Raw genomic sequence first — 13,759 nt, forward strand, 5'->3', positions numbered from 1 at the left:
CATGGGCGATCAGGAAGTGAACCTGGAACCGTTACTGCAATTACCTCCCGCCATTTCTACTCCCGCGAAGCAACCAAGCCGCAGTTATCCCAGCGATTGCTGGCAACCACACCAGCAGACAAATTAGCGGATCGAACTCCGTCAAATACCAAAGCACTAAATTTGTCACCACAACGCAAACCACTATCCCTATGGATCTTGCATCACGCGCCTTAAGAACCTTCTTCGGATTCGGCAGGAAGAGCGCATTCGAGTAGGCACATGCGACAGCCAACACGAGAACAGCAGCAGACGACGGGGTCATCGTAACTTCTCCTCGTCGATCTTGCGCTCAACTTGCTTCTCTACGGCTGACCCCACGCCCGATGACACTACACCTGCTTGCGCAGCTTTCTGCTCTACACTTCTTTGCAGGGCAGGTCCAGCCGTACGGGCACGCTCTTGCTGTGCATTTCTCGCGCCAGGCTTGTTGCCTATTCGTTCAAGCCGGTTTGCTTGTCGCTGAGCAACCTTATGCTCAGCCGTCTTAACGATTGCACGTTCCGCAGCCGCACCGCCTGCTCGACCGAACGCCACGTCGGCAACTACTCCACCAACAGTGACCTCTTCTCCCTTGGCTGCTGTGGAGCCCGCACTCATAGCTACGTCAACAAGCAACCCCCCAATTCGCCCTACCTTTCCTGCAAGCCCTACACCAAGAGCGCCAGTTCCAGCCGAGATCAGAATGCTCGTCCCATCAATCTCAGTACGGGTTCCCATCCCAATCTCAGCGACCTGAATTACAAAATCCAAGCCAGCGCCGATTGCTGCCCCCGCACAAGAAGGGCATCGGCCATCTGGATCGGTGAACTTGTAAGGGTTGTTGAAGGCATACGCGTAGCGATTGAAAAACCGCATATCGCCATTGTCATAAGCGGTGACAGGATCAACGCTGAGAGATGCCCCGATAGTGGGATCGTAGTAGCGCTGCTGCATATACACCAGCCCGGTCGCCGCGTCTTGCACGTGCCCGGTGTAGCCCACTCCGTCCGTGATCGGCCGGTTCGTCTGTTGCCCATACGGTTCGTACTCCGTCCGGGTGAGCACGTTGCCGGCCGTGTCGGTCACTACCACTGGGCTGCCCAATGCATCGGTGTGCTGGTACTTGATGGTTACGACATCATTGCTCCAATCCCGTTCGCGGATAGCAACCAGGCTACCGCCCAGATAGATGTTTTCAATGGCTGATGTCTTAGGCGCCCGGCTGTCTTGCTGATACAGGATTTGTCCGGCCTGGCTGTAGATCGATAAGTAATTCCCCAGTGCCGGGTTGGAGGACAGCACCCGCCGCCCTTGGCCGTCGTAGCGGTAGTACTCCTGGCCGGTCACTTCGCGCAGCCGGTTGCCGTAGTCGAAGCCGTAGACCTGGCCGTTCTTGTTGCTCAGGTTGCCCTGCAGGTCGTATCCCAGCCCGATCACCGTGGCGCCGTCGCAGCTGGCCGTCTTGACGTTGGTCAGCTGATGGTGGCCGTCGTAGCAGTAGGCCTGGTCGCGGGCGGCCAGGTTGTTCGAGGCGCCCACCGCCACGTGGGTCAGGTTGTCCAGCACGTCGTAGGCGTAGCTGGCCGTTCCCCACATGGGGCTGGTGGCCAGGATCAGCCGGTCCAGCCCGTCGTAGCTCATCGTCCGGGTCTGCCGGCCATCGACGTAGTCGGTGATCTGGGCGACGTTGGCGTTGCCGTCGTAGCCGTAGCCCAGGTCCAGCACGCCGCTGTCGGTGCTGCGCGCCGGCAGCTGCCGGGCGTTGGGCTGCATCGTGTGCACGATGCCGTTGCCGTAGGTGAACTGCGCGATCGCCCCGTTCGGGAAGTAGCTCACCCCGGTGGCATAGCTGCCCGCCCGGGTCGGCTGGCCCAGCGCATTGGGGGCATAGTCCAGCTGCAGGCCGGTCGGATACGTCTGCACGCTCAGGTGGGCATTGGCGTCGTAGCCATAGCCCAGGCTCCAGATGTACCAGTCGGGCTGGCTGCTGCTTTCTCCCGTCAGCAAGCGCCGTCCGTTATAGCTGTAGGCGTTGACCACCCGTTGCTGATCGTCGGGGGCATTGCTCGTCGTGATCGTCGCCGGCAGGCCGTCGGCCGTGTAGGTCCAGGTCTGGTTGCCCCGGCCGTCCGGGAAGTTCAGGGTCAGCAGCCGGTTGCGGGCATCGTAGGTGCGACCCACCAGCCGGCCGCTGGACTGGGCTTCGCCGAAGTTGCAGTCCGCGGTGGACGGCAGGTCCAGCCCGCCGGCCGACCAGGACAGGTTGTCCGCGCCATCGTTGTAGAAAACCGTGGCGCCGGTCTCCGGTTCGATCGCCTTGCACAGGCTCTGGTCCCATGCGTAGACGTAACGGCGCGTCAGCGACAGGCTGCCATCGTCGTTGCGGCGAGCGATCGTCATCGGCTTGCCGAACGCGTCGCGCACGATTTCGGTGGTGGCTCCCTCCGGGCTGCTGATGGCCACCGGCCAGTCGGTGGTGGGCTGATCGTAGGCCATGTACCGGGTAGTGGTCTGCTGCCCGCGCGGGTTCGTCACCCGGGTCTGGGCCCCGGCCAGGTACTCGGTGGTGGTGACCAGCAGACCCTGCTCGCTGTCCTGGGCCACCGCGGTCACCCGGCCCAGCGCGTCGTACTCGGTCCAGGTGCCGGTGCTCAGGCTGTCGCTGCTGCCCGGATAGGAAGCGAACGTCACTCGACCTTCATGGTCGTAGGCGAAGCGCTGGAAACGGATCGTGCCGGTCTCGTCGGCCGCGTCGTACTCCCGCGTGAGCTGTGGCCGCCACAGCGCGTCGTAATAGGTGATCTTGCGCGCATTGCCGGTGGCGACGGTCTGGCGCCAATGGCCTGCCGGCAACCCGTACTCGCTGCCGTTGACGGGCTCGAACGTCTGCACGGTGGCATTCCAGTGCGAGGTGTCGCATGCCCCGACCTGGGTTTCCGAGGGGTAAGTGATCTGGCTGATCCGGCCCATCGCGTCGTAGGCGTAGCAAGTCTTGCTGCCCATCTCGTTGGTGATCGAGGTGATCCAGCCGTTGTCGTCCACTCCCGCAGATTGCGTGGTGCCGTCGGCATAGGTGATGGCCTGGGGGATGCCGCGTTTCCAGTTCGCCAGCGTAGTGACGTTGTTGTTGCCGTCCTTCACCGTGGCCACCGTGCCGTCGGCGTTGTAGGTCACCGTCTGGCGCAGCTTGCCGTAGGTCGATTGCGTCAACGGTTGGGCGGTGGCCGTGTCGAACGTGGTGGCCTCCACCACGATCCCGTTGATCTTGCGCTGGGCCACTTGCCCGAGCACCCAATGGGTCGTGTCGTCGTAGTAGGTGATCTCCTCGACCTGGCTGTAGCTGCTCGTCGGCGAGGCCGGCGGTGGATCGCTCGTCGGCGGAGGATCAGCCGGCAATGGCGCTGTCACCGCGACGCTCACGTTGGTTGTGGGATCGCCGAACCAGGCTACGCCTTCGCGCACCATCCGCCACTGCAGGTCGTAGTTGCCGGTGGTGACGGGCGCAGTAATATCGAAGTTGAACGTCACCGTCTGTCCGGGAGCCACATCGCCGGGCAGCTCGAGCCGGTCCAGGCCCCAGGTGAGGTTGTCGATAGGATTGGACGACCCGAACCGGTAATTCTGCCCGGTCGTCCAGGTTGTCGTCCCCGTGTTCTTCATCTGCATGCTGACCGTAGCCACCTGACCCGCGGTCAGGCTCGCCGGTACGCTCTGGCTTACGTATTCGGCGTTGTCGACGGGTGGCTCTGTGACCTGAATGGTCACGTTCGGCGAGGGCTCGCCGAACCAGCCCGTGCCGTTTTCATTGACCATCTGCCATTGAAAGGTATAAATCCCCGCGGTGCTTGGCGCCGTTACGGTGAACGTCAAGGTCGCAATTGCGTTCAGGCTCGTGCTGTTGCCTGGCAGTGCGACTCGGCTCACGCCCCAAGCCGTGCTCGTCGTACCCAGCGCCACGGCGGAAGCGGCCCAGACCAGACTGCCCGTGTTCTTGAAACTGATCGTCACAGACGACGTCTGTCCAGCCTGCAGGCTGGTTGGCACCGATTGGCTCACATACGTAGCGCCGTACACTTTTGCCGCTGGTGGGTCGCTGCCATCGCAATCTAGACATACGCTCTGTGGCGCGGCTGTCGTCGTCTGTGCCGCTATCGGGTACGAAGCCAGCCACAGGATGCATAGAGCAAACTGGTACAGACACTTCCGGATCCAGTAGAAATACTGATTTCCCGCCGGTGTTATCGGCGATGCATGCACGCGAGCGTCGGCTTCCTCCATTTGCCTGATCCTCATGGCACCTGCTCGCTGTGTTTGGTGATCTGCAGCGGTCGCCCCAAGGCATCGAATACATCAACCGCACGGACGAAATCCTGGCCATCCTGTGCAATCACCTGCTGGCGCAGCGGTGACAATGTTTGCAGGGGAGCGGTATTGGATAACACGCCATGCGTCAGTGCCTGCCCGACCTTATCGGGATATGGCATGCCCGAGGTCGATGCATAGACGTACGTCGTCAGCCTTGTGCCGCCGGCGCTCCCGGAGATTTCTTCTACGGACAGCAGTTTGCCTTCATAGGCGCTCCATTCGTTGCTGTAGGTGTAGCGTTTGACTACGCCCTCCGGACGGGTCTCGTCCACCGTGACGGTTGTGGTGCAATTGCTGCCGCAAGCCGTGTCCCAGCTAGCGTTGAGCGGACCGTAGGCATACGTCCACACGGCATTGATGCCCGGTCCCGAGTAGACGCGGCTTAGCAACGATAGCGAAGTGTAAGTCGCGGGAATCGCCATATGATAGGTGCCGCTCAGGTCGAGATTGCAGATGTAAGGCACCTTCGATCGGCCTTTCGACTTTTCCTGCACAGTGAAAGTACCGGACAGGCCGGAGGGTAGCGTCATCGAGCCGGAGATCGGTGCATTCTCGTAACTGGTTATTTCGCCACAGGCACCGTCATTCTGCCAGCCAAGCGTGGTTTTGAAACTAGCCAGATCGAACGTTGTCGCGGTGCCGTCAGGCAACGTGAGCGAAGACAATGAACCACTATTATAAGTATAGCTCCAGATGCGGCTGGCGACGCTCATCCGCAAGATTCTGTTGGCTCCTGCATCCCAGCTGAAGTTCACCGATCTGCCATCACTTGCGGTAATGGAAAGTAATCGATCATTATCGTAGGCATAGACCAGGTAGTTGCCGAACTGGTCTTCGATGCGAGTGACCAGCAGCATCGCGTTGTAGATGTTGTCGTGGACCGCCGGCTTACTGCCGATGGGGCTTTCTTCCAGCGAATAGCCGCGACTCAACACCAGCCAATCGAACCAGTAACGGGTACCGTTTGGCGCGACGGCCAGAAAGCCTTCGCCCTCTGTAGCGTTGGCCGTGTTCGCCAGGCACCCGAATTGCCAGTTATCCGTGGTCAATGCCGGAAAGTTGGCATCGACGCCTCCCGGCGCTGCTGGACTGCTTGGTACGCGTTTGATTATTTCCCGGGTTTGTCCATCGATATCTATAAATTGGTAGCCATTCCACCAAAAATTCGCTGGCACGTGTGCCGTAAGTGCGACGCCTGTAGAAAAGCCAGTGCAACGCCCGTTGCCACTCGGATTCGTCCACAGGTCGTGCGATGGGCTACGAGTCATCATGCGTGGGATATTGATGCTCCAATCGCCGAAGCCTGGCGGACTGCTTGGGATCGGTTCTTCCATCGGGTTGAAGCTACGCGCGACAATAATATCTGGGCCATTCCCCAATAGCGTAAGATCGGTCTGGAAGAAGGAAATTTCACCCTTGTAGAAACTCATTCGTTCGCCGAAAGGGGCATCGCTTAGCGACTTAACATCCGTATAGGCCTTGACGCGCTCGTAATAGGCTGGGATCGGGCTCTGTGCTTGCGCTGCAATCGATATTGCCCACAACAAAATTAGGCTACTACTATGCAGATCTTTCCATGACCGTCCCATTGTTATCTCCAGTTGAGATTTATTATCCAGTTGGAATTTATTATTTTGTTTTCAGGGTGCTATTGATAATTAATATTGGAAAATAAATGCGCAATTTGTGGATTTCTGTCTCATTGCAATATTCTGCATTCGGCGTGTTGCGCTTGGAAGACGGGCGTAACCTTCTTGACGCAATCCCCGGCAACCAATTGATTGTCGGCTGGATCATCATAGTATTCAAGCCGGTTGAGATTGGTGCGTTGTTACCTTAATTGTGATCAATCTATTTTTCTTGAAAGGCCGTGTTGGCCGGGCCATGAGAACTGGTCGCCACCACATCCACCCCGACTTCCAGCGCGTCGTGGCGCCACGATTCCAGGTCCAGTTCGACGATGCGGTCGTCGACGTCGTAGTTCAGGCGTTGCAGGTGCAGGCAGGGCGCGCCGGCGGTGGAGTGCAGCAGGGTGGCCTGGCGGGCGTCGAGGGCGGCGGGGAACAGGCTCAGGCGGCTGCGGGCCAGGTGCAGCCCCATGGCGTCGAGCACGGCGCCGAGCGAGCCGGCCAGGTCGTGGTCGAGCAGGGCCGGGGCCCAGTCGGTGCGCAGCACGTTGGTCTCCAGCAGCACGGCGCGGCGGTCGATCCAGCGGCGGCGGTGCAGGACGAATACCTGCTCCTGCGGCGTGGCCAGCGCCATGCGCGCGGCCAGGTCGGCGCCGGCCGGCTGGCGCCGGGCGGACAGCAGCTCGGTGCGCGGGATGCGGCCCTGCGCGGCCACGTACTGCATGAAGCCGGCGATGGAGGTGGGGTCGTAGCGGATCCGCGCCGGGCTGACGAACCAGCCGCGCCGGTTCTCGCGGTAGATGCGGCCCTCCGCTTCCAGCTGCTGCAGGGCCTGGCGCAGGGTGATGCGGGTGCAGCCGTAGCGTTCGGCCAGTTCGCGCTCCACCGGCAGGCGCTGGTCCGGGCCCCATTCGCCGGCGGCGATGCCGGCGAGCAGGGAGGCGGCGATGGCGTGCTGGCGATGGGGGACCACGGGCATTCCGTCGCGGCGGGAGGGCCGCGTCGCCGCCATGGTAGCGGGGCGGGCCGCGGCGCCGGGATCAGGCCGCACCGGCGGCTGCCCGGCGTTCGGCGCGCCAGCTGCGCAGGCCGTACACGGCCAGGCCGACGAAGCCGGCGTACAGGGCGGCGGTCAGCGGCAGCGCCTTGTACGCGAACAGGGCGACGTAGGCGCTGTCGAGCACGATCCACAGGGTCCAGCTGGCGATGCGCTTGCGTGCCGCCCAGAAGCTGGCGACCAGGCTGAAGGCGGTGAGCGTGGCATCCACCCAGGGCAGGGCGGCATCGGTCCAGGCGTGCATGACCACGCCCAGGACGATGGCGCCCAGCGTGCCGGCCGCCAGCGAGGCCAGCATTTCCGGCCGCGGCAGCGCGGTCGGCGCGATGCGCCCGTCGGCCAGGCGGCCGCGGCTCCATTGCCACCAGCCATAGCCCTGCAGTACCGCGTACACGCACTGCAGCAGCATGTCCGAGTACAGCTTCCATTGGTGGAACAGCCAGGCATAGAGCAACACCGCGACCACGCCGACCGGCCAGCACCAGCGGATGCGGCGGGCGGTCAGCCAGACGCCGAGCACGTTGACCAGGACGGCGATGATTTCGATAGAGGACATGGTGAAGGGAATGATGGGCGCGGTGGCGCGTCGTGTCGCGGGGAAGGGAGGGCCGCCGGGAGGCGCGGGGCCTGCGGGTCCGCCACGATGCCGTTCTTGCGGTTGCCGGGCCGGGAAACGGCCTGGCAGGTGTGGCTGGGCCGGTGGCGCCGCCCGGGTCGGGATGCGCCACCAGGGGCGCTTGGCGATCGCGCTCCCGGGTGGCGTACGCACCCGCAAGGCGGTCAGTCGAAGTCGAAGCGCACCGACAGGCGGGCGCTGCGCGGCGCGCCCGGGAACAGGTACACGTCGCCCAGGTAATCGCCGGTGTCGCGCCAGTAGAACTTGTCGGTGAGGTTGTCCACCGACAGCCACCAGGTGGTCGGCACGCTGCCGAGCCGAACCGCGTAGCGCGCGCCCAGGTTGTAGACGGTGTAGCCGCCGACATCGACCTCGCCGGTGCGGTCGGCGTACTTGCGCGCCGAATACTGTGCCCCGCCCAGCAGTGCCAGGCCCTCGACGCCGGGCACGGCCCAGCTGGCCTGCACGCTGCCGCGCAGGCGCGGCACGTTCAGGGCCTGGTGGCCCGCGTAGGCCGCCACGCCGGTGTCCTCGGTACGCGCGCGGATGCCGGCCAGCGACGTCCACAGGGTCAGCCCGTCGGCCACTTCGCCGCTGGCGGACAGCTCGATGCCGCGGTTGTGCAGCCGGCCCTGCTGTACGTACAGGAACGAGCCGTCGGCCTGCGGCTGGGCGAACTGGTAGGCCTGGCGGATGTCGAACAGGGCCGCACCCAGCAGCACGCCGCCGCGCTGCACGTGCGCGCCGATCTCGCGCTGGTAGGCGGTGGTGGGCGGCAGGATCTCGTCGGCGTTGCTGGCGAACCAGGCCGCCTCGGTGCCCGGCGCGATCGCCTTGGAGAAGCTGGCGTAGAGCGACACGTCCGCGGCCGGCTTGAACAGCAGCGCAGCGTGCGGCAGCAGGTCGCTGCGGCGGGTATGGCGGGTCATCGCGCCGTCGCGGTCGCGCACGCGCTCGTCGTAGCGGACCTGGCGCGCCCCGAGCAGCAGCTGCCAGGCCTCGCCCAGGCCGATGCGGTCGCTGGCGAACAGTGCCTTCTGCACCGCGTCCAGGCGGCGAACCTTGGGGCCGAGCTCGGCGTCGTCGGCCGGCGCGAACACCGGCGGATCGGCATCGATGCCGGCGGTGCCGACCCATTCGTTGATCGAGCCGTGGCGATCGACGGTGCGGTGCAGCCAGTCCACGCCGGCCGTGAGCTGGTGGCTGGCCGCGCCGGTGGCGAACGTGCCCTCGAGGCTGGCCTTCACCTGGTCGGCGCGGCGCGTGTCGCCGGGGCTGCGGTAGTCGGACACGTCGTAGGCGCCGTCGCTGCCGAAGAAGTTGGCCACGTCGATGCCCGCGCAGCTCGCGGCGCCGTAGCAGCCCCACGGGAAGGCGGAGAAGTCGTCGATCACCACGCGGCTGTGCGAGGCGGCCAGCGTCGCGCTCCAGGCGTCGCCGAAGCTGTAGCGGTAGCGGGCCTGGGCGTTGAGCGCGGCCATGTCCACCGGGCGCGCCCAGGGCTGGTAGCCGAGCAGGCGGTGCACGTCGATGTCGTGCGGGACGACGCTGCCGCCGAGCAGCTGGTAGCCGGGCACCGAGCGCTGCGCCCGGTCCTGGTATTCCACGTCCAGCTGCAGCAGCTGGTTGCCGGCGATCTTCCAGTCGCCGGCCAGCGAGAGGAAGTTGCGGTGGCCGTCGGCGTGGTCCACGTAGCTGCGCATGTCCTCGTGCGCGGCGTTCACGCGCAGGCCGAACTGGCGCTCCGGGCCGAACCAGTCGCCCCAGTCGCCGGCGTAGTAGCGCCCGCCCTGGTCGTCGGTGCCCAGGGTCAGGCTGCGCACGTGCTCGGGGCGCTTGGTGACGTAGTCGACCAGGCCGCCCGGTTCGTTCACCCCCGACTGCAGGCCGGACAGGCCCTTGAGCACCTGCACCTGCTGCTTGTTCTCCAGCGCCACCTCCTGCTCGCCGACCACGGTCATGCCGTCGATGCGGTAGCTGTTGGCGGCGTTGAGCGAATAGCCGCGGATGGACCAGTTGCCGTAGTAGCCGATCGGCGCGTAGGCCTCGCCGCTGGAGGCGTCGTTGCGCAGCACCTCGGCGAGCACGCGGGCCTGGCGGTCGTCGAGCAGCTGGCGGTCGATCACCGCGACTGCGGCCGGGGTGTCGAGTAGGGATGCCTCGCCGAAGCCGCCCAGGTCGGTGCGGCCGGCACGGCGGCCGCGCACGTCCACGGTATCGAGCTGCACCGGCGACGGCGATGCCTGCGTCGCGGCCGCCTGCGCCGCGGCGTCGTCGGCGCGGGCATGGCCGTTCAGGCCGAGCGCCAGGGCCAGGGCCAGTGCCAAGGGGGCGGGAGTCATGCGTGCAAGGGACATGGGTTGCCTCGGGTGATGGGACGAAGGAAGAAGGAATGGATGCAGGCGCGTGTCAGGGCGCCTGCGCGGCACGGCGTGCCAGGTGCCGCAGCAGGGCCTGGCCCTGCGCGCCGGCGAACCAGTCGGCGTGGCCGAGCAGGTAGCGTTCCCAGGCGATGCGGGCGTGGGCGTCCGAACCGGTGATGCCTGCGTAGTACTCGACCTCGCTCAGGGCGAAGTCGGCATGGGCGATGGGCAGCAGCGCGGCCAGGGCGCGCAGCGTGGCCGCCTCCAGCGGCAGCACCGCGGCGTAGCCGTGCAGCAGGGCATCGAGCTGGTCGAGTTCGGCCACGGCCGCATGGCCGTCGTCCAGCGCCAGCCACGGCACCAGGTTGCGCTCGATGGCGATGGCCAGGTCGTACAGGGCGAAACTGCGGTCGGCCAGGCCGAAGTCGAGTACCGCCGAGACTTGCGCGGCTCCGGTCGCGCCCGTGTGCCACAGCAGGTTGGAGGCGTGCCAGTCGCCGTGCGTCCACAGCGCTGCCGGCGCTGCCAGGACCTCGCGGGCGCCGGCATGCCACGGAAGCAGGTGGCGTGCCAGTTCCGCGCGCCAGTCGCGCCCGGCCAGCCACCGGGCCAGCGCGGGCCGCCGCGGCAGGTCGCGCACGATCGCCTGCAGCGGATCGGCCTGGCCGAACAGGCGCAGGTTGCCCACCAGCAGCGAGGTGGAGCGCGGCGCGGCGGGATGGCCGGCGGCGGCGCGGTGCAGGCGCGCGAGCATGGCACCGGCGGCCTCGGCATGCGCCGGTGCGCGGAACGCGGTCCAGGAGGGAGCGTCGCGGTACAGATCCTCGCCGGTGGCGGCGCGCTGGATCTCGTAGGTCCAGTGGCCATCGGCGAACGCGCTGTGCCCGCCGCCATCGCGCAGCAGCGCGGGTACCGGCAGGCCGCGCGCACGCAGGTGTTCGATGAAGCGGTGCTCCTCGGCCAGCGTGGCGACGTCGCGCAGGCGCCGGTGGTGGCGCTTGACGAACAGCGTGCCCAGGCGCGTGTCCGCGGCGGCGGCGGCGGAGAACGGCCGCGGGCTGTGCCAGCGCAGGCCGCGCAGCACGCCGGGCAGGCCGGCACGGGCCAGCACGCGGTCGACCTCGTCCTCGCGCAGCGCCGGCCAGTCGGCGGCGATGGCCGCCGCGCCCAGGCCGTGCATCAGGTGGGTGTCGTTCATGGCAGGACCCCGGTGGCGAGCGGGCGGACGCGCGCATGGCGGTGTGGCGGCGTGCGGGCGGCGGGGGCTGGTCTAGACCAGCGCGGTGGCGTTTCGGGAGCTCGTCCGGCGTGGGAGCCGGCCCTGGAGACGGCGCTGCCGGGCCGTCGGGAGGCGCGCGTTTCGCCGGGGCGAAGGCGGCATCGGAATGTGCGGGGCAGCGTGGGACGAAGAAAGGCGCTGGCCGTCATGATGTCGTGCCGCGGAAGGGATCCGCGGACCGCGGTGCGCGGCACGGGGCCGACGCAGGCACGGGGCGCGCATTATGCACGCCCGGGCCGGGCGCCGCCATGCACGCCGAACTTCTGCGCCAGGCGCACAACCGCGATAATCGCGGCATGGAAGAGCCCCGCATCGCCGCCGTCGTCGTGACCTACCGCAGCGGCGCCACGCTCGACGCCTGCCTGGGCCGCCTGCGCGCGGCCGCCGGCGTGGCCCAGATCCGGGTGGTGGACAACGGCTCGGACGACGACAGCGTGGCCGTCGCCCAGCAGCACGCCATCGCCGATCCGCGGGTGAAGTTCATCGCCAATCCCGACAACCCGGGCTTCGCCGCGGCCTGCAACCAGGGTGCGGCGGCCTCGGACGCGCCGTGGCTGGCCTTCGTCAACCCGGACCTGATGGTCGAGCAGAACACGCTGGCGCACCTGTGCGGGCTGGCGGCCGGCCAGGGCGAGGCGCTGCTCGGTGCCGAGCAGGTGGACGAGGCCGGACGGCCCGATCCGGCGGTGCGCCGGCGCGACCCGGACTTCGCCGCGATGCTGCTCTCGCCGCGGCGCGGCGCGGACCTGGCGCTGGCCGCCGACGGCAGCGCGCTGCAGGCGGTACCGGCGATCTCCGGCGCGCTGATGCTGTTGCCGCGCGCGCTGTTCGATCGCCTCGGCGGCTGGGATGCGGGCTACCGCCTGCACGCCGAGGACCTGGACCTGTGCCGGCGCGCGCGCCAGGCCGGCGCCTTCGTCGGCATCGCCAACGGGCTGCGCGTGGTCCACGTGCGCGGCGTGTCCAGCGCCTCGGTGCCGCTGTTCGTGGAATGGCACAAGCACCGCGGCCTGTGGCGCTACTTCCGCAAGTTCGAGGCCCCGCGACGCAGCCTGCCGGTGCAGGCCGGCGTGGCGGTGGCCATCTGTGCACACCTGGCGGCCAGGATCGCTTCTATCCTGGCCGCCAACCTACGCGCCTCGGCGGCCCCGCGATGATCATCGATTCCCTGCTCGATACCGACCTGTACAAGTTCACGATGATGCAGGCCGTGCTGCACCAGTATCCCGGTGCCCAGGTCCAGTACCGCTTCCGCTGCCGTACCCCGGGCGTGGACCTGGCCTCGTGCCTGGACGAGATCAGCGACGAGATCGACGCGCTGTGTTCGCTGTACTTCCGCCCGGAGGAGCTGGACTACCTGCGCGGGCTGCGCTTCATCAAGCCCGACTTCGTCGATTTCCTCGGCCTGTTCCACCTGGACCGCAAGTACGTGCGCCTGCAGGCCTCGGCCACTTCGCCCGGCGAGATCGAGCTGGAGATCGAGGGGCCGTGGCTGTACACGATCCTGTTCGAGGTGCCGCTGCTGGCGATCATCAGCGAGGTCTGGTTCCGCCGCCAGCCGCGCGACCTGCGCTCGCTGGAGGACGAGGGCCGGCGGCGCCTGTCGGCCAAGATCGCCCAGCTCAAGGACACCCACGGCTACGGCGATTGCCGCATCGCCGACTACGGCACCCGCCGGCGCTATTCCCGGCAGTGGCACGGCGAACTGCTGCTGACCCTGCAGCGCGAGCTGGGCGCGCAGTTCGTCGGCACCAGCAACGTGCATTTCGCGCGCCTGTACGGGATGACGCCGCTGGGCACGATGGCGCACGAGTGGCTGCAGGCCTTCCAGGCGCTGGGCCCGCGCCTGCGCGATTCGCAGGTCGCCGCGCTGGAGGCCTGGGCCAAGGAATATCGCGGCGACCTGGGCATCGCCCTGTCGGACGTGGTCGGGCTGAATGCGTTCCTGCAGGATTTCGACCTGTATTTCTGCAAGCTGTTCGACGGCATGCGCCACGACTCGGGCGACCCGTTCGAGTGGGGCGAGCGGATCCTGGCGCACCTGCGCGGCAACCGCGTGGACCCGCGCGGCAAGGTGCTGGTGTTCAGCGACGGCCTGGACATCGGCAAGGTGATGCAGCTGTACGCCCACTTCCGCACGCGCTGCCAGGTCGCCTTCGGCGTGGGCACCAACCTGACCAACGACCTGGGCCCGACGCCTCTGAACATCGTCATCAAGATGGTCCGCTGCAACGGCCAGCCGGTGGCCAAGCTCAGCGATTCGCCCGGCAAGAGCATGTGCGACGACCCCGGCTACCTGGCCTACCTGCGCCAGGTGTTCGGAGTGCCCGCGGGTGCGACCCACTGACGCGGCGCCCACGCCGCGATGCGCAGGCGGTTGGGCTTTGTGTGCGATTTGCGTCACAATTTGCGGGCGATAACGCAGATCGA

The 13,759-nt window shown here is 66.6% G+C and carries 9 protein-coding genes; 3 read left to right on the forward strand and 6 right to left on the reverse strand.

The annotated features are described in order from the left end of the window. Positions 1-300: 300 nt before the first annotated feature. Positions 301-4,299 (reverse strand): RHS repeat domain-containing protein, encoded by a 3,999-nt coding sequence (locus tag BN3794_RS04180; protein ID WP_160330886.1) that lies wholly within the window; start codon positions 4,297-4,299, stop codon positions 301-303. Positions 4,300-4,310: 11 nt separating this feature from the next. After that, positions 4,311-5,816: a hypothetical protein gene (locus tag BN3794_RS16240; protein ID WP_160330887.1), complete on the reverse strand. Its 1,506-nt coding sequence runs from the start codon at positions 5,814-5,816 to the stop codon at positions 4,311-4,313. Positions 5,817-6,061: 245 nt separating this feature from the next. Here BN3794_RS16240 and BN3794_RS16595 point away from each other — a divergent pair, with 245 nt between their 5' ends. Next, the gene (locus tag BN3794_RS16595; RefSeq protein ID WP_160330888.1) at positions 6,062-6,226 is read left to right on the forward strand and encodes a hypothetical protein; all 165 of its coding nucleotides are present in this window, start codon (positions 6,062-6,064) and stop codon (positions 6,224-6,226) included. Between the two features lie 11 nt (positions 6,227-6,237). On the opposite strand, the gene BN3794_RS04185 is transcribed toward BN3794_RS16595, so the two are convergent. From BN3794_RS04185 to BN3794_RS04200, 4 genes are all read right to left on the reverse strand, one after another. Continuing rightward, the gene (locus BN3794_RS04185) at positions 6,238-6,987 is read right to left on the reverse strand and encodes a UTRA domain-containing protein (RefSeq protein WP_147675648.1); all 750 of its coding nucleotides are present in this window, start codon (positions 6,985-6,987) and stop codon (positions 6,238-6,240) included. 67 nt (positions 6,988-7,054) lie between these two features. Then, on the reverse strand, positions 7,055-7,627 hold the full coding sequence (gene pnuC / locus BN3794_RS04190) for a nicotinamide riboside transporter PnuC (RefSeq protein WP_066093836.1): 573 nt from the start codon (positions 7,625-7,627) through the stop codon (positions 7,055-7,057). A gap of 224 nt (positions 7,628-7,851) precedes the next feature. After that, the gene (locus BN3794_RS04195) at positions 7,852-10,044 is read right to left on the reverse strand and encodes a TonB-dependent siderophore receptor (RefSeq protein WP_066093839.1); all 2,193 of its coding nucleotides are present in this window, start codon (positions 10,042-10,044) and stop codon (positions 7,852-7,854) included. A gap of 52 nt (positions 10,045-10,096) precedes the next feature. Further along, entirely contained in the window at positions 10,097-11,248 is a 1,152-nt protein-coding gene (locus BN3794_RS04200) for a phosphotransferase enzyme family protein (protein ID WP_066093841.1), read from the reverse strand. 377 nt (positions 11,249-11,625) lie between these two features. On the opposite strand from BN3794_RS04200, the gene BN3794_RS04205 reads away from it, so the two are divergent. Both BN3794_RS04205 and pncB read left to right on the forward strand, forming a co-directional pair. Next, positions 11,626-12,486, forward strand: coding sequence for a glycosyltransferase family 2 protein (locus tag BN3794_RS04205; RefSeq protein WP_066096964.1), 861 nt, complete (start codon positions 11,626-11,628; stop codon positions 12,484-12,486). Further along, positions 12,483-13,676 carry a nicotinate phosphoribosyltransferase gene (gene pncB, locus BN3794_RS04210; protein WP_066093844.1) on the forward strand — a complete coding sequence of 398 codons (1,194 nt, stop codon included), beginning with the start codon at positions 12,483-12,485 and terminating at the stop codon, positions 13,674-13,676. The genes BN3794_RS04205 and pncB overlap by 4 nt, the downstream gene beginning before the upstream one ends. The last annotated feature ends 83 nt before the right edge of the window (positions 13,677-13,759 follow it).

Origin of the sequence: Xanthomonas massiliensis, assembly GCF_900018785.1 — a bacterium.
Classification (GTDB): Bacteria; Pseudomonadota; Gammaproteobacteria; order Xanthomonadales; family Xanthomonadaceae; genus Xanthomonas_B; species Xanthomonas_B massiliensis.